The sequence below is a fragment of the Gordonia sp. ABSL11-1 genome (assembly GCF_030315685.1).
Lineage (GTDB): Bacteria > Actinomycetota > Actinomycetes > Mycobacteriales > Mycobacteriaceae > Gordonia.
Genome location: NZ_JASXSI010000001.1, coordinates 192972 through 216801, shown reverse-complemented (window position 1 = coordinate 216801; position 23830 = coordinate 192972). Strand labels below are relative to the sequence as shown.

Below are 23830 nucleotides of genomic sequence, written 5' to 3'. Positions count from 1 at the left end.
GTTGGAACCGATATGCGGTCAGCTGCCGCCGAAGATCAGCGCCGGAATGATCGAGCTGCCGAGCGTGGCGCTACCGATGACCCCCAGCGCGGCACTACCGAGCAGGGCGCTACCTCCGCCGCCTTCACCGCTCGCGCTCTCGTCGATCCCGCCGTGGCTCGAGCAGGCACCCTGACGCGTCTTGGCGTGGCTGTAGGTGCCGTCCTTGCATCGGATACCACTCGGCGTCCCGTCCGGGCGCGGTACACAGACGCCGTCGGAGTTCTCGTAGTACTTCGATCCGCACACGGCATGGCGGGCCGGGTCGGCTTGTGCGGCGGGCGTACCCGCTGCGACCTGGCCGGCCAGCAACCCGAGGGACAGAACTGCACCGGCACCAGTGGCGGCGAGGGCGCGCCGCACGATCATCTTCTGCATTCGAGCATCTTCGACCACAGCAAGGTCGTCGAGCCCATCGGTTCCCATCGTGGCGTTCAGATTCAAGCGTTCGGACTACCCCGGTTCGCGTGTTCGGACTACCTGCCGACTGGGGGTCGTCGCTGATGCCCTTGGGACAACTCCCCCGCTGCCCGCAGTGCGGATCGCCGATGAACGTCCACGGTCGGCTCTGCGTCGACTGTCAGCTCGGAAAGCTCAAGGCGGTGAGCCAATGACCACGGCCGTAGTGCTGTGCGCGATCCTCGCGGCCGCCGGCGTCCTCGTGTGGCGCCGGGAGCGGCTGAACGACCGCGCCGAGGAGCACAACACCATGACCGGCCGGACCGGTCCCGACGAGAGTCAGGAGACGAGAACACGATGACCTGGTTTCGAGTCGACGACGGGTTCCATGATCACCCGAAGACCCAGGAGGCGAGCATGGCCGCCCGCGGTCTATGGGTGACGTGTGGAAGCTACTGCTCGCGCCACCTGACCGACGGCCACATCAGTGCGAAGCAGGTTCGCAAGGAGGGCGGAACAGCGTCGCAGATCCGCTCGCTGCTCGACTCGGGACTCTGGAAAGTGTGCGATTTGCACCCCAACTGCTATGCGTTTCACGACTGGTTTGAACAGCAACCGCAACGCAATGACGTTCTGAATAGACGCGCAGAAGATGCCGAACGCAAACGCAAAGCGCGTGAGGCGAAGCGGGATGATCAGCGGAAACGCGAAAACGTCCGGCCGGACGTCCGAGATGGTGTCCGCACGGAATCCGCTCTACCCGACCCGACCCGACCCGACCAAGTAACTACTTACGTTTCTGACGACGACTCACGAAACGTAGCGGCGCGCGAAACAACGTCGTCGTCATCGTCATTCTCCGATGGCACCCCCATCCCCGAACCACCAACCGAGATCGAGACCGCATCACGCCCAACCTCACCCAGGCCGGGCAACGCTGCGAGGACCCTCGTTCGCCAAGAGCTCGGCGACGCCGGATACCCCCACCGGACCATCGACCGCATCGCCGTCCAGGCAGGCCGCCTGGCCGCCGAGGGGACAGCCGACGACGTCATCCGCGAAGCGGTTCGAGTCTGGGATCACACCCCGAACGCGAAACCCGAGTGGCTGTCCTCGATCGCGGGCGACGTCGTCCAGAACCGCCGATCACGAGCTGCTCCCGCGTCCACAGCGAGACCGGCCACAACCGACACGCGCATGGCCGCCGCCCAGGCACTCAAGCAGCGAACCGACAACGTCCACCCCCTGCGAGGACTCGAATCATGAACCGCGACCAGATCATCGACCTACTCACCGCCGCAGCAGCCTACGACCGACGCAACGTCGGCGAAGGCGACGTCCACGCATGGTCCGAAGCAGCGCGCCGCGCCGGCTGGACCTTCGACAAGGCGCTCAACGCCCTCCACGAGCACTACGCGACCAGCTCAGCGTGGCTCATGCCGGGACACATCACCGAACGGATCCGGCTCGCCTCGCGTCAGCCCGCGCCGGCCGACGAGCTACTCGCTCTCGAGCGAAAGCCCGCGTCGGCAGAACGCCGCGCCGAGTTCATGGCCCAGATTCGCAAGCTCGCCGACCGAAAGTCGATCAAGTGACTGACCAGAAATCCACGGCCGACCTCCGCCGCGAGCAGGCCAACGAACGCCGTGCCGCGATCCACCGCTGCGGCAGATGTGATCCCAACGGCTGGCTCATCATCGCGGGCAAGGCGCATCGCTGCGACCACGGCGCGAAGGGGAACCCGGCGTGAGCGACATCCTCGACGAGATCGACGCCCTGATCGACGAGCAGCTCGAGGCGGGCGAATCTGGCGCACAGCAGCGGGCCGCCCGTGCGGATCGCCGCTGCCCGCACTGCTTCCGCACATGGCATGGCCTGGCGATCACCCAGCGACTCGAGCGGATGCGGATCGAGTATCAGGACCGGGCGCTCAACGCCCGTCTGCGTGGCGAGGAATCCGAGTACGCCGAGAGCGCGATCCTCGACGGATACCGCTACGACGAGGACGATTCCCGCGTCATCTGCCCCGGCTCAGACTTCATCGGCCCGATTCAGACGCCGCCGCGGTGCGGGTGCGCGCAGTGCCTCGCGTGGCGGGCGGTGATCGGCGACGACGAGACACCGGGCGATGTGGCGCGTCGCACCTCCGTCGGGGACGCGTTCATCCGGATGGAGGTCAACTACCGACATCCCTCGTTCCCAACCGCCGACGAGTTGATCCGGCAGGCAATCTCATTCGCTGGCGACCTCGCCCTCGATCCGTCCGCGTGGCGAGATATCGGGCGGATCGCCGATGGCGGGTTCGTCGTCGAACAGCAGGCCGATGCCGGACCCAGCGCGTGGACCCTCGACGCCGTTCAGTCACTGCGTTGGGGGTCCCAGCTCCCGTCCGGTCAGCAGTGGTCACTCACCATCGGTGACCTCGGCCCGAACCGCGCCGAACGACGTCACCCAGACCCAGAATCGGACGCTGAGCGCGATTCGGACGATCCGCCGACGTCGCTGGCCGACCTCCGGCGCCGAGTGCGCGAGCGTGGATCACGTCCGCAGGAGCGACCGGTCTGGGCTGAGCGCATGGACGGGCGGAGGGTGCGCCGGTGAGCATCGTCGGGATCGACCCCAGCCTCGCGGCAACAGGGCTCGCCATCATCCCAACCGACGTCCGCGGCACCGCCGCGATAACCCTGGGCCGCAAGGGCCAGGCCGGCGAGGGCTGGGGGCAGCGCTCGGACCGCATCGTCGCTCAGGTCCGCCGCGTCTGCTCGCAGGTCCCCGAGCACACGCGGCTCGTCGTCATCGAGTCGATGCCGCAGCGTATGGCGAAGCCGCTGCCGAGCTTCGGCGACCGATGGGCGGTCTGGTTCGGGATCTACTCGACGCTGCGGTCCCGGAGAATCCCTGTCGCGGTTGTCATGCCGTCGACGCGAGCGCTGTGGGCCACCGGCAAGGGGAACGCGAAGAAGGCGGAGGTGCTGTCCGCGGTCCGCGAGCAGTGGTCACCGCTTAGCATCCGCGATGACAACCAGGCCGATGCGCTCGTGTTGGCCAGCATGGGCGCACACCACCTCGGCTGGCCACTGCCGTTCGAGACGAAGCCGAGACACACGACGGGCCTCGAGGCGATCGAGTGGCCGGAAGGGGTTCGAGCGTGAGCAATCGACACCTGACCGACGCCGACCAGTTCTTCATCCAGAGGTCCGAGATCGACTACCTCAAGGGGAAACTCGAGGCCGTTGTCGACCCGGACCTCCTCGACGCGATGTACGCCTCGCTCGCCCCCGGTGCATCGATGGGGTCATTCGGCGCCGGCGGTGGCAGCAGACAGCAACACTCGAAGCCGCCGTACGCGATGCACGTCGAGGCGCTGATCGACCGGCTCCGCAACGACATGTCGACCGTCATCCGCGATATGTGCGAGACCCGCAAGCTCGAGTACACCGGCGGAGCGTCCGAGCGTGAGATGGCCGAGTGGCTCATCCGGTACCGCTACGGCCTCGCGATGATGGAGCAGGCGCCCGAGCTGTTCGACGTCCTAGTCAAGGTGATCGACAAGTGCCTGCGGTCGGTCAACCAGCTCGAACCCGAGTACCGCGTCACCCCGAACCGCGTGAAGGCAGCGAACCGGCAGGTGGTGACGGGCCCGCAGGTCGAGAAGCTCGCCCGGCAGCTCGGCGACGACGGCCAGGGGCTCACCGAGCGGCGCGTGAAGTACCTGCGCAACAAGGGATTACTCACCGGAACGCAGGACGGAGACAGCGATACGTGGTTCTACTACCTGGGCGATGTCATCGCGGCGCACAAACGAGCGAAGGCGTCGCGCGCCAGGCCGAACTGGGACAACTTGTCAGAAATTGTCGCGAAACACTGCTAGGCTTGCCGCCGTAGGCGCTTCTCATCGAATGAGGGCGCCTTTGGTGTATCCAGACTCCCGTCACGGCGCGCGACGCCCAACCATCCCCCTGGTCCAGGTCGGCCGAGCGAGTGGATTCCCCTCGGTCACACCGTGAGCGACCGCGCCGTGACGGGCACCCACCTCGCGGGAGGTGATCGCCATGGCGTGGCTGCCGTTCCTCCCGCTCTACGCGCTGATCCGAACCGTCCACACGATCACCGAGATCCGTGAGCGAGCCGCACGAGCCCTCGTCGCCGAGCAGGCCGCGATCGCCGCGGGCGTCTGCCACAGCGAGTGACCGCCAAGACTGCCGGCCGATCCACTCGCCGGTACAAGACCCAGAAGCGGGTGTTCCGCGCCCAGTGCAAAGACGACGGCCTGCCATGCTGGCTCTGCGGCGAGCCGATCGACTACACGCTCCCCTACCCGCACCCCGAGTCGTTCTCGCTGGACCACGCGAAGACGCGAACCGCGCACATGGAACTCGCCGAGGACCCGGGAAACTTCCGACCGAGCCACCTGGACTGCAACAAACGCCGTGGAGACCGAGATCCCGCCCCTGGGCTGGGAGTTCGATCGGAAGACTGGTGAGCCCGAATACGTCAAACGCTGGGCTCATCCTCGTCAGGGTACTTCCAGATCTGAGTAATCCCGGCCGCCGCGAGCCCCAGGGTGAGCCCGAAAACGACAATTACGGCCGCGAGTGCTAACGCAGTCCAGTACCACACTGGCCACACCGCCACGAGCCAGTAGATCACTGCCCAGCCAGCGAGTGCGCCCACGATCGTAACGACGATGAGCGCGGCGACGCTGCCGCCGTCGAGCTTCCGAGAGTCTCGACGGTCAATGGCAGCGGAGTACTCTTCTACTTCTCGCTCCAGGAGCCGCTCGATCCGCTCATGCGCTTCGGACGGCAGACCTCCCGTCGCCAGCACGGACGTCTGCTTGTGTATCCGCTCGAGTTGGCGACCGTGCGCCCCTTGCCCCGAGATGCTAATCACGGCAGCGACCAATGCGGGAACAAGACCGATGACTGCTGTCCAAATGCTAACCACGGCAGCGACGGTAACAGCGGTCTTCCTGCGACGTTGTCGAACATGAGCAGCAATGTAGAACCTCACACCGACACTCCGGCGTGAGCCGCTGATTCGTGCCGACGAGGTCGGGGGGAGAGGCCAGCTACCGCGGCGGAAGTGGCCGGGCCCCTGGACGCCGTGATCTCGACCCCCTTACCCCCTCTGACCAGGCATTATGCCCTCGCGTCCGTCGAGGCGATGAAAGGCGGTGAGCCACCATGGGATTGACCAAGGCCGAGCGCGACGTGCGTGACGGGCGCGTGATGACGATGCTCATCGCGGGCAAGACGTACCGCGAGATCGCCGCGGCCGTCGGGCTCGCCACTGAATCCGCCGCCCACAAGATCGTGACCCGTCAGCTCCGAGCGAGTGCCTCGCGTCGTGACCTGATCAGCGACGCCGCACTCGATCTACACCTCGAACGGATCGAGAAGCTGTTCTCTGCCCACTTCGACCGGGCTATCGATGGTGACCACAAGAGCGCCGAGCTGTGTCGTCGTCTGCTCGGTCAGGAGGCTCGCATCCTCGGCATGACGGTGACTGATGGCCCGTTGCGATCGGGCATTGCACCCGAGGTGCCGGCCGATACCGAGGAGACTGAGCAGCCGAGCGAGCAGGCCGACGACTCGACCGAGGGCGAGGGTCCGTTGGAACCGACGAATGAGCTCGAGCGCTTCCGTAGTCGTCGACACGCCTAAGGGCTGCACGACACCACGCCTGTTCACTCCCCCTCTGCGTGAGCTGACACCCGACACCTCGTGGGGATTCGAGTGCATCGACTTCCTCGAGAACATGCTTGGCTGGGTACTGCGGCCGTGGCAACGATGGCTCTACATCCACGCACTCGAGAAGGACGGGAGCGGCACGGGCTTCCGCTTCGACACGATCATCGTGTTGATCGCCAGGCAGAACGGCAAGACGCTGTGGCTGATCGGCCTCGCACTGTGGCGTCTCTACATCGACAACGCCCACCTCGCCATCGTCGCAGCACAGAAGCTCGAGTACGCCGAGGAGACACTGGCCGAGGCGGATGCGGTGATCGAGGGTCACCCGTTGCTCAAGGCCGAGTGGCTCAAGTTCTCTCAGACCAACGGCAAGCACCGCATCATCCTCAAGCCGATCAAGCGGCAGCCGCACGAGACCGACGACGAGTACCACCGACGACGTAACCGCCGGCGTCAGTGGCGTGCCGCCACCGCATCACGCCGAGGTGGCCGCTCGCTGTCGGCTGACCTGGCGATGCTCGACGAGCTGCGTGAGCACCAGTCGTGGGATGCGTGGGATGCCATCGTCCCGACGACCCAGGCGATCGCCCGCTCACTGGTGATCGCAGCCAGTAATGCGGGTGATGCGACGTCGGTGGTGCTGCGCACGGTGCGCGACAACGCGATCGAGCGGATCACTGCTGGACGAACTCAGGACACGCGGACGTTCCTTGGCGAGTGGTCGGTGCCCGACGGCGTGGATCACCGGGACGAGACCTACTGGCCGATGGCGAATCCGAGCATGGGCTACGGCGGGTCGACGATCGAGCGCCTGCGTGGCCGGTTGGAGAACGCGACTGAGGCGGGCTTCCGCACAGAGAACCTCTGCCAGTGGGTCGACACGATCGATCCCGGCATCATCCCGCCCGACGATTGGCAAGCGACGATGGACGCTGAGTCCCGACGGGCCGACGGTGCCACGGTGTACGCCGCGGTGGACGTGAACTTCTCCCGCAGCCGCAGCTACATCGCGATCGCTGCACGACGAGATGATGGCCGCCTGCATGTCGAGGTGGTCGAGGCCAAGGACGGAACCGACTGGGTCATCCCGTGGTTCACCGATCGGCTCGACAAGTTCGAGGCGGTGGCGGTGCAGGCACGAGGTGCTCCCGCATCGAGCCTCGTTGAGGGGCTGAAGAACGCCGGTGTCCCGGTCGTCGAGTGGGGCGGCGCGGACCTGTCCCGCGGGTGTGGCCAGTTCTTCGACGGCCTGCTGCACCGGATGATCATGCACCGCCCTCAGCCAGCACTCGATGCCGGCGCGAGCACAGCCCGCGCGAAGCCGATCGGCGACGCGTGGGCCTTCGACCGCAAGAACTCCCCCAACGACGTCGCTCCGGTGGTGGCGTGTGCTGCAGCCGCGTGGGCAGAGGGGCGACCCGACGAGAAGTTCGTCAGCGCCTACGAAGACGAGGACTACGAGGACGGTCTCGACGAGATCGACGAAGCCCGCCCGGTCTACCCGTTCGGTGGAGGTCCTGATGACGACGACTACCTGCTCTGACGAAAGGCGGTGATGCGAGTGAACTTCCGCCGCTTCATGCGTGACCTCGGTGCCGTGCCGGGCCGGACCATCATCGTCCAGTCGTGGGGCGTGGCGTTCCGTGGCGAGGTCGTGAAGACCTACCGCGAGGCCGTCGAACTCACTTCGGTCATGGTCCTCGATGAGACGGGCCGCGAGCGAACCTGGATGCAGGCGGACGGGCATTTCCACATCCCGCGCTGCAACGTCCGCTACGTGCAGGTGATCGGATAGTGGTCGCCTTCCAGTCGCTCGGCGAGCTGTCGAGCTGGATGGGCACTCGTCCCGACGTCGAGATCGTCGACCCGGGCATCCCGCTGACAGACTTCTTCAACAACGAGGTCCCGTCGCTGTCGGCACTGCGCAAGCATCCCAGTGTCCGCAAGGTCACTCAGTTCATCGCCCGGGCCGTCGCATCGGTCCCGTTCCACACGTTCGAGCGGATCAGCGACACTGACCGTCAGCGCATCACCGACCATCCGCTGGCCCAGGCGATGAGCTCGCCACAGCCGCGCGTGTTCCCGTATCGCTTCTGGAACAACGTGATGATGGACCAGCTGCTCTACGACAAGTTCTGTGTCGTCTGGTCTCAGGACCCGACCACCGACGAGATCACCCTCGTGCGTGTCCCGGCGAAGCGCTTCACGATCAAGGCCGACGACAACACCGGCGCGATCAAGGAGATCCGCACCACGAGCAGCGAGGGCCGGACCGTCGTGCTCGACCCCGAACGCTGCATCGTCGACGCCGGCTACTCCCCCGAAGGCCACAACGGGCTGAGCCCGCTCACGACGATGCGCGACATCCTCGCCGAGACGATCGAGGCCGTCGAGTACCGGCGCAGCCTGTGGCGCAACGGCGCTCGTGTCGGCCAGGTCGTCACGCGACCGCAGAACACTCCGTGGGCTGACGGGGCGCGCGCTCGCTTTCGCAGGTCACTGGACAACTACCGTGCTGGTGGCGGCGCCGAGGGGCGGTTCTTACTCCTCGAAGACGGCATGGAGATGAAGTCTGTCGAGGCCTTCAAGCCCTCGGACACCCAGGATCTCGAGGGCCGTCGCGAGGCCGAGATCCTCATCTCCTCCTGCTACTTCGTGCCGCCCGAGCTGGTCGGCGCTCGCGAGGGCACCTACTCGAACATCGAGGCGTTCCGCCAGATGCTCTATCGCGACGTCGCGGGTCCGTGGATCGTCACCTTCGAGCAGGCGATCAACGCTCAGCTCACCCCGATCGTCGCCGACGGGCGTCCGCTGTACGTCGAGGCGAACATCGACGCAAAGCTGCGCGGCTCCTTCGAGGAGCAGGCGCAGATCATGCAGACCGCCACGGGCGCACCGTGGCTCACCCGCAACGAGGCACGCGCTCGCCAGAATCTCCCGCCCGTCGACGGCGGCGATGAGCTCGTCGTCCCGCTCAACGTGCTCATCGGCAACCAGGCGTCGCCGACGGACTCGGCACCCGACAAGCAAGGAGTCGACCAGTGACGAAGATGGGAACCAAGGACTTCCGCGCCGCGGTCAAGGCAGCGGGCAAGGACGACGGACTCGGCGACGGCCAGGTGAAGATGGTCGTGTCCGTCTTCGGCAACGTCGACTCGCACGGCGACATCGTCATGCCGGGTGCGTTCGCCGACACCCTCAAGGCGTGGAAGGCCAGCGGCGACCCGATCCCGTTCATCTGGTCGCACCAGTGGGGCGATCCGTTCTCTCACATCGGTGCCGTGACCGAGGCGAAGGAGACCGCGCAGGGCCTCGAGGTCACCGCCCAGCTCGATCTGTCGTTCGCGAAGGGCAAGCAGGTGTTCGCGCTCCTCAAGGGCCGCAGGGTGACCCAGGCGTCGTTCGGCTACACGATCGACGACGCCGAGTGGGTCGAGAAGACCGCCGAGGATGGCGCGAAGTACGAGGTGTACGAGCTTCGGAAGCTCTCACTGATCGAGTGCGGGCCCTGCCTGGTGGGAGCCAACCAGGAGACTGAGCTGCTCGCCGCGAAGGCGGCCGAGCTGCGCGGGCGCGCGCTCCCGGCCGAAACGCTGCCCCATCTCAAAGCGATGCGAGACAGCATCGACGGAGCCATTGCCACCGCCGAAGCGGTAGCGCGCAAGACTTCCGGCGACGAGCCGGATGCGACCGACAATCCGTCGGCCGATCAGACCGATACGTCCGGCCAGCCCGACGATCGCGAGGCCAACGACTCACCTGACGACGGTCAGGGCGAAGAGTCGTCCGCTCAGTCGCCATCGTCGAAGTCCGCCCAGGTGCGTGCGCGTCTGCTACTCACATCGATTCCCACGGAAGGGGACTGAGGATGACCCTCAAGGAGCAGCTCGCGGCGAAGCTCGCGCGGGCAGCAGAACTCAAGGCCATCGACGGCGACTACACCGACGAGCAGGTCGACGAGATCGGCACACTGGCCAAGGACATCGACGGCCTGCGTGACCGCATCGCGAAGAACGAGGCGGCGGCGAAGGCGATCTCGGAACTGGGCGCCGGCTCGGACGAGCCCAGCGACGACGAAGGCGACGACGACGAGCCCGCGAGCAAGTCCGGCCGCCAGGTTGAGCGCATCCGCGACCGCGAGATCAAGTCGCTCGACTTCGGCACCTCGTTCATCAAGAGCGAGGAGTACAAGGCGTTCGTCAAGCAGTACCCGAGCGGCGTCGGCTCCGGCTCGATCGTCAACATCGGCAAGTCGCGAGTCGGCTCGCTGGACGAGTGGTTCGCCGGGCGCAAGGCGACTCTCGGATCGCCGGTCGCGCGTATCCAGCCGATCCGGATGCCCACGATCGATCTCGTCGACCGCAACCGGCTGACGTTCCTCGATCTGATCGCCCGCGGTCGCACCGGCGGAAACTTCGAGTACGTCCAGATCACGGGCGTCTCCCGCAATGCCGCGATCGTCCCGGAAGCGACCGGCCCGAGCGACAGCGCCGCGCTCAAGCCGGTGTCGGACATGACGACCGCGCTCGCGGACGCGAAGGTCTTCACCTACGCCGACGGCTACGACGTGACGAACCAGCTCCTCTCGGACGGTCCAGCCTTCGCGTCGTACATGAACAGCGAGCTCGAGTACTCGCTGGACAACGTCGTCGAGGACTACTTGCTCAACGGCTCCGGTTCGTCGGGCAACCCGCGCGGCATCCTCAACACCTCGGGCGTGCAGGGCAAGACGTACGTCGCGGGCGCTGGGCTCCCGGTGAACGAAGCGTCGGCGAAGGCATTCATCCGAGCCTCGCGTCTGGCGATCCGCGACATCGTCCGCCTGCCCGGTGGTGTCGTCGATGCCGTCGTCCTCTCCCCCGAGATGGACGCCGAGATCGACCTGCTGCAGGACGACAACGGTCGCTACTACAGCCAGGGTCCGTTCGGTTCGGGTCCCGGAACGCTGTGGGGCCGGCCGCGTGTCACCTCGGAGCGCCTCGTCGATAGCACCGCGGTGCTGGGCGATTTCAAGCAGGTCGCCCTCCTCGACCGTGAGGGTCTGTCGATCCAGGCGTTCAACCAGCACAAGGACTATGCACAGCGCAACATGGTGTACGTCCGCGCCGAGCTGCGTGCCGCGCAGGTCATCTGGAAGCCGAACCGCCTGTCGGTCATCACCGCGGTGGCGAGCTGATCGCCATGGCTGACTTCGAGATGAAGATCGTCGACGGAGTTCGCTACCGGCCCGAGGATCTCCCGAAGGCCGCGCCCGAGCACAAGGCGGTGTTGGAGCCCGAGAAGCCGAAGCGCGCCTCGAGCACTCGCGCCGCGAAGGCGAAGGACGAGAGTGACGACTCCGACGCCTGACACGGCAGGGATCACGACCGCCATGGTCGAATCCCACACCGGCGGCATGGTGCCGGCGACAACCCCACGTCTCAACGAGGCGATCGCGGGTTGCGTCGGCGCCATCCGCCGCGTGGTCGGTTGGCATGTCATCGCCCAGCGCGAGGACACCCTCGCTGTCGACGGCAACGGTGAGCGGGTGATCCTGCTCCGCACCGGCCGGATCGTCGACGTCACCGAGGTGACCGAGGACGAGGCCGAGCTGACCTTCCGCGATGACTACACCTGGTCGGCCGACGGGTGGCTCACCCGCAAGGGCGGCGTGTGGACGTGCGAGGACCGCGGCCTGACCGTGAAGCTGACCCACGGCTACAGCCTCGACGAGGTGCCGGAGCTGGTGGGGTTGATCCTCGACTCGGTCGGCGAGCTCGTCATCTCCCCGATCGGAATCCCCGAGAAGATCGGGCCGTTCGAGATCGGACAGATCCAGTCGCGGTGGCTCAGCGGCCAGCGCGAGCTCATCGAATACTTCCGGCCGGGATCGAGCCACTGATGGAACTCGTGGTGCGACACCGCGGTCCGATGCGCGACGAGGACGGCAGGGTCGTCCCGGCCGCCGATGTCCCCCTTCGCGCCCGGGCCGTCGAACCCGGCACCGGATCGCGTGTCACCCGCCGCGCCGGCAACGGACAGCGCGTGCAATGCACCGTCTACTTCTGGCCTGCAGTCGACCTGACGAACGACGACGAGCTGACCGTCCGCGGCACCCGCTACAAGCTCGACGTCGGCCAGTGGCGTTCAGCCCACGGCACCGGCCGCAACGGCACCGAGGTGCTGTGCACGAGCGGGAAGGGGTGACGATGGCCAACACGTTCCGCCCAGACCGCAAGGGCATCAGCGAGATCCTCAAGAAGCAGACCGCGGGGGCGATCAACGGTCTCGCGTCGCAGATTTACAGCCAGGCGCAGGCGTCTGTCGACTCCGACGTCGAGGTGACGATGGAGCCCTACACCACCGACCGCGCCGCGGCGTCGGTCACGATCGCTGACCCGCGCGGCCTCGAGATGCAGGCTCGCGACGGCGTGCTCACCCGGGCGGCCGCGACCCTCGGCCTCGAGGTTCGCTCGAAGTGACCGGTCCGCTCTACGAGCCGCGCGACACCGCGAAGGTGGTCAAGGATTGGCTCAAGTCCGAGATGGCCCAGCCGTTCCCCGAACTCGACGTCCGCCTCGAGCTGCCACGAGCCTGGACACCAGACGGGCGTCCCGTCCTCGCCGTCTTCGACGACGGAGGACCGGCTGACTATCCGGTATCGACGGCCTCGACAGTCCGGGTCACAACCTGGACGAACGGCCGGGAAGTGAAGTACGCCAACCGCGCTCTCGCTCTCCTGCTGTGCCGACGAGTGCCTGGTATCGCGCGGATCCGCCCTGGCGTCCGGGTCATCACCGACCGTGACCGCGACAACGACGGCGACCTCGCATCCTTCACGGTCATCGCGACCGCCCGCACCATCTCCGTCTGACCCCACCAAGTCTTGGCGTCCGCACTCGCGGTCGTCTTGTGGCGCTTGCCGATCCGCGGCTGGCGTCTGTCACGCCCGTCATGGGCACACACGAGAGCCCTTGAAAGGGGGACGTCACAATGCCAGGAACCATCAACCCGAATGCCTCGCACATTTGGGACGAAGCCGAGGTGTGGGTGATCCCGCGCGCTGATGTGCCGAATGACGACATCAGCTCGTTCCTGCCCACCGCCCTCGACGCCGATCTCGACACGCTCGGCTGGCTCTTCGTCGGCCTGCTCGACGAAGAGGCGGGTATCCCGTTCAACCCCGAGCTGGAGATCACCCACTACGACGGGCTCGGACATCCGCGCTACCGCTCGAAGGCGAAGAAGGGCGCCCTGTCGACCGGCTTCACCGCCCTCGAGGACAACGACGTCACCCGTCTGTTCATCCTCCCCGGCTCGGCCCCGGACAAGGTGGGCGCACCGCGCGGCACTTACTTCTGGGTGCTGTACAAGGCGGTCGACGAGGACATCGCGATCGACCTCCGCGTCACCACCCGCCCGGCGCTGTTCGAGATCACGAACATGTCCGGATTCCAGTCGGGCCAGGAGAACGCTGAGGTGGCGGTGCATCACGCCAACGACGCCAACAAGGACGTGTTCTCCCGCGTCCTGGGCGACATCGAGATCAGCACGAACTCGATCCCTTCGGGCACCGTCGGCACTCCGTTCAGCCACCAGCTCACCTCGACTGGCGGCACCGGGTCGAAGACGTGGACCAAGACGGGCACCCTGCCCGCCGGGCTCACCCTCTCGACCGCCGGCCTGCTGTCGGGCACGCCGTCGGCCGCGGGCACGCCGTCGATCACCTTCAAGGTGACCGACTCGGCCTCGCCCACTCCGAACGAGGCGACGAAGACCCTCACGGTCACCGTCACCGCCTGAGACCCGGCCACCCGGCGGACTGCAGCCCCGCCGGGTGGTCGGCCCCGGCTGCAACCGGCTGCAGGCTGCACGAGAGGAATCCCCCGATGCGACAACGCATCCCCACCGACGACGAGATCCGGACCGTCGCCGAGGCATCCGGCCTCATCGAAGCGGGCGCGCCGATCACCCCGTACGCGCGTCGCAAGGCGGCGAAGGCGATCGAGAGCTCGGCCGCCGAGGTCGCGACCGAGCAGGCCGCAGAGCAGGCGACGGCATCTCTGTCTTCGGTTGCCACCGAGATCCGCACTCTCTACTCGGAACTGACCCGCGACGGCGGGCTTACCGATACCGCGGCGGGGCCCGTGCTCGCCGCTCTCGCGCCGCACATCTGGCGCACCTCCACCGAACGAAAGGCTGCAACCTCATGACCACCGACAAGGACTTCGAGCAGTTCGAGGACGACAACGACGTCGACGACACCGCGGAGCCGAAGAAGGCACCCGCGAAGAAGGCTCCAGCCAAGCGCGCCCCGGCGAAGAAGTCGGCATCGAAGAAGGAGCCGGCGGCCGAGCCCGAACGCGATCAGGAAACCGCAGAGGCCGCCGACGACGCGCGCGTCGACGAGGCCACCAGCGACGACGACTCGGTCGAATTGGTCATCGAGAAGACGGTCGAGGTCAACGAGCCTGTCCTCAAGAACGGCTCGCCGGCGGTGGTCGACGGGAAGGTCCAGCAGAAGGCCGTCGAGCGCAAGCTCACCTTCGCCACGAAGATCCCGCGCAACATCGGAGAGTGGGACGGCCGCGTCATGCGGCGGTTCGCCCAGGGGCGCGATGAGGAGGGTCTCATCTTCCTACTGGGCGACGCGGAGTTCGATCGTTACCTCGACATCATGCAGCCCAAGCACAAGGACGTCGCGCCGCCGCTCATGTCGGCGCTGACCAAAGCCCTTGGCCTGGGCACCGATTCGGGAAACTGAGGAACCTCGTCGCCGTACTCCTCTGGTACGGCGACGAGGTCGAGCTCGACATCCTCCACTTCTATCCGGCGCTCGACCTGCTCGACCTCTGGCGGGGAGATCTCAGCGCACGGCGGCTGCACATCATCGTCGAGAAGCTCAGGGCCCGTGACGATTCCGAACTCGCCACCGCGCTCAACGGCGGCGTTCGACCGCTGAGCCGACTCGAGCGGCTCACCGCCGACCTCTGGACCATCACCGGCAAGGCGCGCTGGGGCAAGAAGGCCGCCGATGCTCACCCGATCCAGACCGCCCTGAACAAACGCCGAGGTAGTCGGCGCAAACAGCAACGCAAGGCGTCGCTCGAACGAGCACGGCTGCGACACGAGCAGCGCCGAGCACAAGGAAGGGGGCGTGCATGACGACCATCGGTTACGCGACCTTGCAGGTCATCCCGTCGATGCGTGGCACCACCGCCACGATGAACAAGGAGCTCGGCGGGTTCAAGACTGCGGGTCGCACCGCCGGCCAGCAGCTGGCGGCGGGCATCACCGATGGCGTCAAGGTGGCCGAGTCGGGCCTCGCCCAGGCCACCAAGGAGCACCGCAAGTTCAACGAGACCGCGCGGGCCGCCGCCGCCCGCCGCGCGGTCGAGGTCGAGAAGCTCAACGAGCTGCAGGCCAAGGGGATCACAACCGGATCGCGATGGCTGGCCCAGCAAGAGCGGGTCACCGCCTCTCGCAACCGCGAGCGCGACGCCGTCCTCAACGCCCGCACCGCGCTGGACAACATGACCGCGGCGCAGAAGCGCGCCACGGATGCCACGCGGGCGGCTGAGACCGGCTCTCGGCGTCTCGGTCTCGGCCTCCGGTCCGTCAGCACGGAGGCGCAGGCCGCCAGCCGCTCCACCACAGGCTCACTGCAACAGATCGCTGCAGTAGCCGAGACGTCCGGCTCGTCGGCCGGACACCGGTTCGTCGCCGGTCTCGGCGTCCTCAAGGTCGGTGCGGCCGCGGTCGGTGCGGCCGGTGGCGCCGCGGTGGGTGTCGCCTTCTCGAAGGGGCTGCAGCGGCTCACCGCGATCGACGACGCGAAGGGGAAGCTCACCGCGCTCGGCCATTCGACGCAGTCGACGGCGAAGATCATGGACTCGGCCCTCGCCTCGGTGAAGGGCACCTCGTACGGTCTGGGTGACGCCGCGAACATCGCCGCGTCTGCTGTCGCCGCCGGCATCAAGCCGGGCGAGCAGCTCACCAAGTACCTCGGGATGACCGCCGACGCCGCGGCGATCGCCGGTGTCGGGCTCAACGAGATGGGCTCGATCCTCAACAAGGTCCAGACTGGCACCGTCGCCTACACCGGCGACCTGAACATGCTCGCCGACCGCGGCATCCCGATCTACCAGTGGCTCCAGCAGGAGATGGGCGTCAGCGCCGCCGAACTCAAGGACATGGTGTCCAAGGGCAAGGTCGACTCGGCGACCTACTTCCGCGCGATCGAGAAGAACATCGGCGGCGCCGCCAAGACGATCGGCTCCTCGACGGTCCGCGGCGCGTGGGACAACCTCGGCGCTGCTATGGGCCGTATCGGCGCCGCTGCCCTGTCCCCCACATTCGCCCGGGTCCCCGGCTGGCTCACCAGCATGACGGGCGGGGTGGACTCGGCCACCCCGAAGATTCAGCAGCTCGCCCAGTCTCTCGACTCGAAGGTGTTCGACGAGTGGGGCCCGAAGATCAAGGAGGGCATCGACGCCCTGCGTGATTCGGGTGCGATCGACGGTGCCGTTGGAGCATTCAAGGCGTACTACTCCGCGGTGAGCGACCTCGGTCCGAGCCTGCTCGACATCGCGACGGCACTGGGACAGGCATCGGCAGCGATCGGCGTCTCTGGCTGGCAACTGTTCCTCACGACGCTCGAGACGAGCGCGGCGGTCCTGGAGACCATCAACCCGCTGCTGTCGGCGACAGCCGGATTCCTGCGCGACAACCAGGCACTCGTCACCGCGTTCGTCGCCGGGTGGCTCGCATTCAAGACGATCCCCGGTTACGTCACCACGGCGAACGGCGCGCTGTCGCCGCTTGTGTCGAACCTGCGTGACGCTGGCACTTCGGCCTCGGGCTTCGGAAGCGCGTACCGCACCTCGCTCGACTATGTGCGGCAGGCGAATCCGTCGATCTCGACTGCCGGCGCACACCTGCAGGTGCTCCGGAGCAACGGCATCTCGGCGTCTGGCGCGCTGTCCGGTCTCAAGTCGGCCGGCTCGGGTCTCGTCTCGGTTCTCGGCGGACCATGGAACGTCGCCCTGATGGGTGCGGGCGTGCTGCTCGCCACCATCGCGTCCAAGACGGCTGAGGCGCGTGAACAGCAGCGGGCCTACGAGCAGGCGGTGAAGGCGTCGGCCGACTCGCAGGTCGAGCTGAACGAGGCGCTGCTGGCCAGCCGTGGCGCTGTCAACGACGACGTCCTCAGTGCGCAGGGCAAGGTGCTCGCCAACTACCGCACCGAGCTCGACGCAACCGCCGACAAACACATGAGCTGGTGGGACAAGGTCTTCTCGTTCTCCGGCTCGTTCGACAAGGACAAGACGAGCGCGGTCAACGAGGCGGCGACCAGCGCGACCGAGGCGAAGCGCGCGCTCGATCAGCTCGGGATCAGCGACCGCAGCTTCGCGTTGCAGATCACCGGCAGCGCGGGGGCATACGAGACGCTGCGCGAGAAGCTCCGTGGGCTGGGCGAGGATGGCGCGTCGGCGCTCCCCTGGGTCGAGAAGCAGCGCACCGCGTTCGAGCAGATGCGTGACGTCGCGAGCCGGGTCGCTCCCGGTGTCACCGAGCTCGGTGAGGCGATGCGGATCCTCGGCGACAAGTCGTCGTCGGCGAGCGACAAGACGAAGGCACTCAAGGCGGCGCTCGACGCGCTCAATCCGGCTCGCTCGAAGGGCGAGGCGATCGCCCAGCACAACGAGGTCATGCGCCAGGTCGCCGAGCGGACGCAGGAGGCGATCGACAAGACGAAGGGCTTCGGCCGCGCCCTGCTCGACAACGAGCTGGGCGTCAACACCACGACGGCGAACGGTGCCGCGCTGCGCGAGTCGCTGATGTCGATCGTCGATGCGACGCAGTCGGCGGCAGCATCCGGTGCCGACATGACCGAGCGGAACAAGCTCAACCAGCAGGCGCTGCAGCAGCTCGCCACCCAATACGGACTGAGCGCCGAGGAGATCCGCGCGGCCGCCGACAAGCTCGGCCTGGATGACGTCGAGATCACCGTCGCGCTCAAGGGTGCTCCGGAGGCGACGCAACAGCTCGCGGCGATCAGCCAGAAGTGGGCCGAGACGCCCGAGAAGAAGACGCTGACTGTCGAGGAGTCCGCGGTCACGAAGGAGACCAGAGCCGCGCTGGAGCGGATGAACATCGAAGTGGCCCAGCCGAAGAACGGCATGGTGACCATCACGGCGAACGATGCGGACGCCCGGGCGAAGATCCTTCTGGTCAGCCAGAACGTCAGTGTGCTCAACGCGTTGAAGGCGAATCCGCAGATCGACTTGAACAAGTCGATGTTCGACGCGAAGGATGTCGCTGCCCGCGACGCGCTCGCGGGGCTCGACCGCACGGCCGTCTCCCCCGAGGCCGGTCTGATCATCGACAAGCTCCTGCAGGGCAAGCAGGTGTCGGTCGCCGAACTCACAACCCTCAGTCAGACGACCGCAAACCCTCAGGTCAATCTCGAGATCCAGAAGATCATGGAGAAGCTCGGGATCGTCAACAAGGGCCTCGACGACACCGCGCGAACCCGCATCGCACTGATTGACGTCCGCACCATCCAGGCCGCTCCCGGTCAGGTCAACGGCGGCTCGTCCGCTGTGGATCAGAACGGCAACCGCATCGCAGGTGGTCGCGCGGACGGCGGTATCGACTACGGGCGCGATGGCCGTCGGATCGCCGCCTTCGCACAGGGCGGGATGCGGGCGCTGACCGACCCGCTGATCATGCGCGGCTCCGGCAACGGGCAACTCGTCACGACTCCCGCGGGCCCGGCGCGCGTCGCCGAGGGTGAAACCACAGCAGAGGCGTGGATTCCTTTCGCCCAGGGAAAGCGCAAGCGATCGACCGACATCCTCGCGACTGTCGCCAACCTCTTCGGGTACGCCCTCGTCCCGCAGGACCAGTTGCCGACGAACGTGTCTGGCCTCCTCGGTGCCGTCGCCAGCAATGCGACATCGCGCCTGCTCGCCGCGACCGGCATCGATCGCATCGCAACGTTCGCCAACGGCGGCTTCCGTACGGCCGACGAGGTCAACCGGTTCCCTCGCGAGAACGGGCTCGAGGGATCGCCGTATGTCTGGGGTGGGGTCCACTGGGGCGACTGCTCCGGAGCAATGTCGGCGATCGCGCGCTACGCGGTGGGCTTGGACCCATGGGGTGGTCGGTTCGCGACGGCGAGTCAGCAGGACGCGCTGGCGCAGATGGGCTTCCAGCCCGGAGCGGGATCGTCGGGAGATCTGATCTTCGGCTGGTACAACGGCGGGCCCGGCGGTGGGCACACCGCGGGAAGGCTGCCCGACGGGACCAACGTCGAGATGGGTGGCGGCCGCGGCAACGGCCAGGTTGGTGGTGCCGCTGCCGATCCGAACAGCCCGCAGTTCACCAACCATGCGTTCCTGCGTATGGCGCAGCCGTGGAGCGACCCGGGCAACGACGACGGCGGCTGGGTGCAGCGCCCCGACGGCACGTGGGTCCAGTTGCCTCCGGGCGCCGGCTACCAGTACGGCGCCAACGGTGGCGGCATGGGTGCCGGCAGTGGATCGTCGACGACCGGCACCGGCAACAGCATCTCGTCTCGATTCGGCTCCGCGATCGGTGCGTTCTTCGAGGGCCAGCTCGCCGACGTATTCACGACGCTCAACGTCAACGATCAGCCGGGCTGGCTGCAGGCGATCGTCGAGTACGAGAACGCGCAGAACCGTGGTGGCGACGCCAGCGGCACCACCTCAGGCCCGAAGCTTTCGAAGGAGGAGCGCCAGCGACTCCAGGACGAGCGCGACTCGCAGACGAAGTCGATCAAGGACGAGTACGAGGCCCAGAAGCTGCAGCGCGACCAGGATTACGAGGCCGCGAAGCAGAAGATCGATGACGACCTCACGTTCAAGAAGATCGACAAGGCTGAGCACGATCGCCGGATCGCCGACCTCAAGGCGAAGCACGACACCGACGAACTCGCCAAGCAGCAGGAGCGTGACCGCCAGATCGCCGAGGCGAAGGCGAAGTACGACCAGGCGACCGGCAAGACGGGCACCGACGATCTCGGGTCGAAGCAACAGAATCAGTCGGCGCTGCTTGCGATGGAGCAGAAGTACAACCAGGAGAAGCTCGGTCGCGATCAGGCCTACGACACCGAGCGGGCCAACCGGAAGGTCCGCTACGACGCCGACCGGAAGGCGCTGCAGGAGCAGAAGAAGGCGGGTCAGCTCTCCAAGGAGCAGTACGAACAGCGCGCCGCCGAACTCAAGGCGAAGTACGAGGGCGACCTCGCGACGCTCCGGTCGAAACACGAGAACGACGAGCTGACCAAGAAGCAGGAGTACGACCGGCTGACGGCGATGTCGAAGCAGCAGGGCGGCAGCACATCACCCGGTGGTGCACCGACCATCACCGATCCCGGCACGACACGACCGGCGCCAGGTCAGGACCTCGGCCCCGGCGGCGGTGCCGGTGCGGGCACCCCGTCGACAGGCAACGCGATCAAGGATGCGTTCCGCTCGGGCATCCGGCAGGCGTGGCGGGCGGGCGAGCAGTGGGCGGCGACCGACTGGATCGTCGACAAGGAGTCGACCTGGAATCCCGAGGCGCGCAACGGCAAGTACTACGGTCTCGGCCAGTACAGCCCCGAGGTGTGGTCGGCCGCCGGCATCGCCCCGACACCCGACCCGATGTCGCAGGGGAAGGTGTTCGACAGCTACGTCGGCAGCCCGCGGTACGGCACCCCGACGAAGGCGAAAGAGCACCACCTGAACAAGGGGTGGTACGACGTCGGCGGCCGCCTGGGGCAGGGTCCGACGCTCACGCTCAACGAGCTCGGCCACGACGAGACGATCCTGCCGTTCGAGCCCGAGGACCTGCTCTCCGCGCTGGCCGGATGGGAAGGCGCATCCGACACCCTCGCTGCCGTCCACCACGCGATCGACGGTGACGCCGGCGGCGGCCGCAGTGGTCGCGGAATCACCCTCATCACCAACGCGACGTTCCGCGACGAGGACGAGTACTACCGACGCGACCGTAGGGCGAAGCAGACCCTCATCCGTCGCCGCTCTGGAGGAAGGGTTCGCAACGGATGAGCCGTATCGACATCAGCCTGCTCGGGTGTGACCGCACCCGTTGGGATCTCGCCGGGACGAACATGGGCCGCCAGGGCGTGATCATCACCGACGAGCAGGTCGACGGAATCTACGACGCCCCCATCACCCAGGAGTGGAGTGAGGATGCCGACGAGATCGGCGGCACCTGGGAGCACACGGCGTACGGGATCCGCGAGATGCTACTCGGGTTCCACGTGTTCGAGGACGACTTCCCGAACCTCGAGGCTGGGCGGCTGGAATCGAACTTCCGGCTCGCGTTCGCCATGCACCGCGACGCGTGGGACAAGAACTTTCAGCACGCCCGCCTGGTGGTGAAGACGAAGCTGTCGGGCATTCGGATGCTCACGGTCCAGATGTACGAGGTGCCCGACGTCGAGCTCGGCGACGACCCGCTCGCCGACGAGTACTTCAACATCGTCTACAAGCTGCGCGCCGGCAATCCGATGTGGATGGGCAAGCCCCGCACCACGTTCTTCGAGACGACCGGCACCTCGGGCTCGGGGCAGATCGAGGTGAGCAACCCGACCGATCAGCCGATGCGGATCACGTGGAAGCTCACCCGCGGGAAGTGGACCATCCCCGATCCGTCGTGGGAGGGCGAGCCGAACAAACGCGTCCCTGCCGGCGCCCAGGCGAACCGGACGATCCCGTTGCCGAAGATCCTCGACACCGACGGCGGCGTGACGATCAGCCGGGACCGCAAGGGCCTGCACGCGAAGGCGGCGACGGGCGCGAACTTCCTCGGCCGGATGAACGGCAACTGGGTGCAGCACGAGATCCCGCCCTACACCCCGAAGACGCTGCTGCCGATCTCGGTCACCGAGGCGCCGTCCGGAGGCGCTCGCGCTGAGCTGGTCCAGCCGCGCGCCTGGTCGCGCCCGTGGGGATTGGAGAAGGTCGCGTGACGACGACCGTCGACTTCGGGGCGGACCTCGAGGAACAGTGCGAGCAGATCTGGCAGGCGACGCTCGAGCAGGAGCGCGAGCTGCAGGAGATGCGCGACGCTCCTCCGGTCATCTTCATCTTCGATGGCCATCAGCGTCTCCAGCATCTTCTGCTCGACGTCGGGAAGCTGCACTGCGAGGACGTCGAGAACGACACCGGCTCGATCGAGGTCGAGATCCCGTTCGAGCATCCCGTCGCCCAGTGGCTCAACGACCGCCGCGGCGCCATGCAGCGCGGCGAGGGCGAGCTGTTCCACATCGACGTCGAGAAGAACGGGGTGCGGCTCACCGGCCGCTACGAGTCGAAGACAGTGCGCCGCGATGCGAAGGGCCGCGTTGTCCTCGCCATCACCTGCCTGACGGACTACGAGAATCTGAAATGGATTGACTGCTGGTCGAATCCGTTCCTACCCGCGATCTTCCAGTTCCCCCGCATCTTCCTCCTCGCGGGCCCGGCGATATGGGTGCTCAAGACGGCACTGTTCGTGAATCTGTGGCGGATCTACAGCTCGATCTGGCAGATCCCCGACGACCCGATGAACCCGCTCACCTGGCTGTCGGGGGCGCTGAGCTTCGCCTCGTGGGACATCGTGATCAAGCCGACGTCGTTCCTGCAGGACATGGCCGCCGGCACCACCTGGTGCATGTTCTTCTCGCGCTGGGACAAGTGGCACGACAAGGCGAAGCCGATCCTCGACGACGGCGAGTTCTCCGTCGTCACCCGACGTCTGCGCGAGGGCGATCCGGAGCCGTGGCCGGGCGCCTACGACCAGGGTGTCCACGCGGGTCAGCTCGTGGTCGACATCGTCGACAAGTCGGGCCAGATGGAGGGCACGGCCAACGGCGGCACCATCTTCGACGGACTTACCCGCACGTTCCGAGAGTTCGTGAACGACTTCGTCGAGTCGGTCGACACCGAGATCTCCGGCGCCCCGTCGTGGCCGTCACAGTTCTTCTCCACGATGCTCGAGACGCCAAAGGGCTTCCCGTTCGTCCACTTCCCCGCCGACGCACCGGGCGCGGCCGAGACGGAGTTCATCGAGACTCCGTCGAAGGGGACGATCATCAACACCGGCGGGCACTCGATGCCCGGTGTGAACGAGTTGATCTCGGCCGGTATCCAGTCGCTCGGCGACATCATCGGCAACAACCTGACGGTGTTCGGCTACGGCATCGGTCCGTTCGGCGGCGCGCTGGACGCGGTGCTCAAGCCGTTCTACACCGACACCGTCCTCGCCTGGATCAGCGTGAAGCTGATCAACCGGGTCGCGCAGTCGGGATCGTCGAGATACCTCGAGTACCACATCGATTCACCCGGCAAGGCCTACACCCTCAGCTCCCTCATGGTGCTGAGACAGGCGATGTGGGCGACGGTCCGCAAGAAGAAGAAGCACGCGAAGCTGCTGTCGTCCGGACCGTACGTCGCCGGTTGGCCGGGATCGGGCCACTTCTACAAGGGCGACCGCGGTTCGTTCGAGGTGGCCGGCGATACGACCGGCGAGATCCACGTCGAACGCGCGATGAAGATGACCCTCGATTGGGAGCGCGACCACTTCGCGAAGTGGGAGGCCGAGTTTGGCCAGTCGATCCCCGAGGACGAGGACCCCGTCGAGTCAATTCTCGCGGAGATCGAGAACATGGCGACCGCAGCTCACGAGCTCGGCGTCTGGTAACCGGA

The 23830-nt window shown here is 66.8% G+C and carries 28 protein-coding genes; 26 read left to right on the top strand and 2 right to left on the bottom strand.

Translation table 11 applies throughout. The annotated features are described in order from the left end of the window. Positions 1–18 precede the first annotated feature (18 nt). A complete protein-coding gene (locus QSJ19_RS01100) occupies positions 19–417 on the bottom strand; it encodes a DUF3761 domain-containing protein (RefSeq protein WP_286317858.1) in 399 nt (132 codons plus the stop codon). Between the two features lie 232 nt (positions 418–649). On the opposite strand from QSJ19_RS01100, the gene QSJ19_RS01095 reads away from it, so the two are divergent. From QSJ19_RS01095 to QSJ19_RS01055, 9 genes are all read left to right on the top strand, one after another. Next, positions 650–799 carry a hypothetical protein gene (locus tag QSJ19_RS01095; protein WP_286317857.1) on the top strand — a complete coding sequence of 50 codons (150 nt, stop codon included), beginning with the start codon at positions 650–652 and terminating at the stop codon, positions 797–799. Continuing rightward, complete coding sequence (locus QSJ19_RS01090) at positions 796–1704, top strand: hypothetical protein (protein ID WP_286317856.1); 909 nt, start codon at positions 796–798, stop codon at positions 1702–1704. Before QSJ19_RS01095 ends, QSJ19_RS01090 begins: the two co-directional genes overlap by 4 nt. Beyond that, on the top strand, positions 1701–2033 hold the full coding sequence (locus tag QSJ19_RS01085) for a hypothetical protein (protein WP_286317855.1): 333 nt from the start codon (positions 1701–1703) through the stop codon (positions 2031–2033). Before QSJ19_RS01090 ends, QSJ19_RS01085 begins: the two co-directional genes overlap by 4 nt. Continuing rightward, positions 2030–2188, top strand: a complete 159-nt coding sequence (locus tag QSJ19_RS01080) for a hypothetical protein (protein WP_286317854.1) — start codon at positions 2030–2032, stop codon at positions 2186–2188. Before QSJ19_RS01085 ends, QSJ19_RS01080 begins: the two co-directional genes overlap by 4 nt. Further along, positions 2185–3039 carry a hypothetical protein gene (locus tag QSJ19_RS01075; RefSeq protein WP_286317853.1) on the top strand — a complete coding sequence of 285 codons (855 nt, stop codon included), beginning with the start codon at positions 2185–2187 and terminating at the stop codon, positions 3037–3039. The genes QSJ19_RS01080 and QSJ19_RS01075 overlap by 4 nt, the downstream gene beginning before the upstream one ends. Further along, on the top strand, positions 3036–3590 hold the full coding sequence (locus tag QSJ19_RS01070; RefSeq protein ID WP_286317852.1) for a RuvC family protein: 555 nt from the start codon (positions 3036–3038) through the stop codon (positions 3588–3590). Before QSJ19_RS01075 ends, QSJ19_RS01070 begins: the two co-directional genes overlap by 4 nt. Further along, positions 3587–4309 carry a hypothetical protein gene (locus tag QSJ19_RS01065; protein ID WP_286317851.1) on the top strand — a complete coding sequence of 241 codons (723 nt, stop codon included), beginning with the start codon at positions 3587–3589 and terminating at the stop codon, positions 4307–4309. Before QSJ19_RS01070 ends, QSJ19_RS01065 begins: the two co-directional genes overlap by 4 nt. A 181-nt stretch (positions 4310–4490) precedes the next feature. Then, positions 4491–4628 (top strand): hypothetical protein, encoded by a 138-nt coding sequence (locus tag QSJ19_RS01060; RefSeq protein WP_286317850.1) that lies wholly within the window; start codon positions 4491–4493, stop codon positions 4626–4628. Next, positions 4625–4921, top strand: a complete 297-nt coding sequence (locus QSJ19_RS01055; RefSeq protein ID WP_286317849.1) for an HNH endonuclease — start codon at positions 4625–4627, stop codon at positions 4919–4921. The genes QSJ19_RS01060 and QSJ19_RS01055 overlap by 4 nt, the downstream gene beginning before the upstream one ends. Before the next feature lie 11 nt (positions 4922–4932). Here the strand turns inward: QSJ19_RS01055 and QSJ19_RS01050 are convergent, their stop codons facing one another. After that, on the bottom strand, positions 4933–5265 hold the full coding sequence (locus tag QSJ19_RS01050) for a hypothetical protein (protein ID WP_286317848.1): 333 nt from the start codon (positions 5263–5265) through the stop codon (positions 4933–4935). A gap of 359 nt (positions 5266–5624) precedes the next feature. On the opposite strand from QSJ19_RS01050, the gene QSJ19_RS01045 reads away from it, so the two are divergent. From QSJ19_RS01045 to QSJ19_RS00965, 17 genes are all read left to right on the top strand, one after another. Beyond that, the gene (locus QSJ19_RS01045; protein WP_286317847.1) at positions 5625–6104 is read left to right on the top strand and encodes a hypothetical protein; all 480 of its coding nucleotides are present in this window, start codon (positions 5625–5627) and stop codon (positions 6102–6104) included. Then, positions 6067–7674 (top strand): terminase large subunit domain-containing protein, encoded by a 1608-nt coding sequence (locus QSJ19_RS01040; protein ID WP_286317846.1) that lies wholly within the window; start codon positions 6067–6069, stop codon positions 7672–7674. The genes QSJ19_RS01045 and QSJ19_RS01040 overlap by 38 nt, the downstream gene beginning before the upstream one ends. A 12-nt stretch (positions 7675–7686) precedes the next feature. Then, positions 7687–7926: a hypothetical protein gene (locus QSJ19_RS01035; RefSeq protein ID WP_286317845.1), complete on the top strand. Its 240-nt coding sequence runs from the start codon at positions 7687–7689 to the stop codon at positions 7924–7926. Then, positions 7926–9176: a phage portal protein gene (locus QSJ19_RS01030; RefSeq protein ID WP_286317844.1), complete on the top strand. Its 1251-nt coding sequence runs from the start codon at positions 7926–7928 to the stop codon at positions 9174–9176. Before QSJ19_RS01035 ends, QSJ19_RS01030 begins: the two co-directional genes overlap by 1 nt. Before the next feature lie 5 nt (positions 9177–9181). Continuing rightward, positions 9182–9997, top strand: a complete 816-nt coding sequence (locus QSJ19_RS01025) for an HK97 family phage prohead protease (RefSeq protein ID WP_286318141.1) — start codon at positions 9182–9184, stop codon at positions 9995–9997. Between the two features lie 2 nt (positions 9998–9999). Beyond that, positions 10000–11307 (top strand): phage major capsid protein, encoded by a 1308-nt coding sequence (locus QSJ19_RS01020; protein WP_286317843.1) that lies wholly within the window; start codon positions 10000–10002, stop codon positions 11305–11307. 5 nt (positions 11308–11312) lie between these two features. Further along, on the top strand, positions 11313–11480 hold the full coding sequence (locus tag QSJ19_RS01015; protein ID WP_286317842.1) for a hypothetical protein: 168 nt from the start codon (positions 11313–11315) through the stop codon (positions 11478–11480). 22 nt (positions 11481–11502) lie between these two features. Next, positions 11503–12012 (top strand): hypothetical protein, encoded by a 510-nt coding sequence (locus tag QSJ19_RS01010; RefSeq protein ID WP_286317841.1) that lies wholly within the window; start codon positions 11503–11505, stop codon positions 12010–12012. Then, positions 12012–12317, top strand: a complete 306-nt coding sequence (locus QSJ19_RS01005; protein WP_286317840.1) for a hypothetical protein — start codon at positions 12012–12014, stop codon at positions 12315–12317. The genes QSJ19_RS01010 and QSJ19_RS01005 overlap by 1 nt, the downstream gene beginning before the upstream one ends. Before the next feature lie 2 nt (positions 12318–12319). Continuing rightward, positions 12320–12592, top strand: a complete 273-nt coding sequence (locus QSJ19_RS01000) for a hypothetical protein (protein ID WP_286317839.1) — start codon at positions 12320–12322, stop codon at positions 12590–12592. Then, complete coding sequence (locus tag QSJ19_RS00995; RefSeq protein ID WP_286317838.1) at positions 12589–12984, top strand: hypothetical protein; 396 nt, start codon at positions 12589–12591, stop codon at positions 12982–12984. Before QSJ19_RS01000 ends, QSJ19_RS00995 begins: the two co-directional genes overlap by 4 nt. Positions 12985–13103: 119 nt before the next feature. Further along, complete coding sequence (locus tag QSJ19_RS00990; protein WP_286317837.1) at positions 13104–13913, top strand: Ig domain-containing protein; 810 nt, start codon at positions 13104–13106, stop codon at positions 13911–13913. An 86-nt stretch (positions 13914–13999) separates the two neighbouring features. After that, a complete protein-coding gene (locus QSJ19_RS00985) occupies positions 14000–14323 on the top strand; it encodes a hypothetical protein (RefSeq protein WP_286317836.1) in 324 nt (107 codons plus the stop codon). Then, the gene (locus QSJ19_RS00980) at positions 14320–14874 is read left to right on the top strand and encodes a hypothetical protein (protein ID WP_286317835.1); all 555 of its coding nucleotides are present in this window, start codon (positions 14320–14322) and stop codon (positions 14872–14874) included. The genes QSJ19_RS00985 and QSJ19_RS00980 overlap by 4 nt, the downstream gene beginning before the upstream one ends. A 397-nt stretch (positions 14875–15271) precedes the next feature. Beyond that, positions 15272–21187: an aggregation-promoting factor C-terminal-like domain-containing protein gene (locus tag QSJ19_RS00975; protein WP_286317834.1), complete on the top strand. Its 5916-nt coding sequence runs from the start codon at positions 15272–15274 to the stop codon at positions 21185–21187. Continuing rightward, positions 21184–22113, top strand: coding sequence for a hypothetical protein (locus QSJ19_RS00970; RefSeq protein ID WP_286317833.1), 930 nt, complete (start codon positions 21184–21186; stop codon positions 22111–22113). Before QSJ19_RS00975 ends, QSJ19_RS00970 begins: the two co-directional genes overlap by 4 nt. Further along, a complete protein-coding gene (locus QSJ19_RS00965; RefSeq protein WP_286317832.1) occupies positions 22110–23825 on the top strand; it encodes a Gp37-like protein in 1716 nt (571 codons plus the stop codon). The genes QSJ19_RS00970 and QSJ19_RS00965 overlap by 4 nt, the downstream gene beginning before the upstream one ends. Positions 23826–23830: the final 5 nt, after the last annotated feature.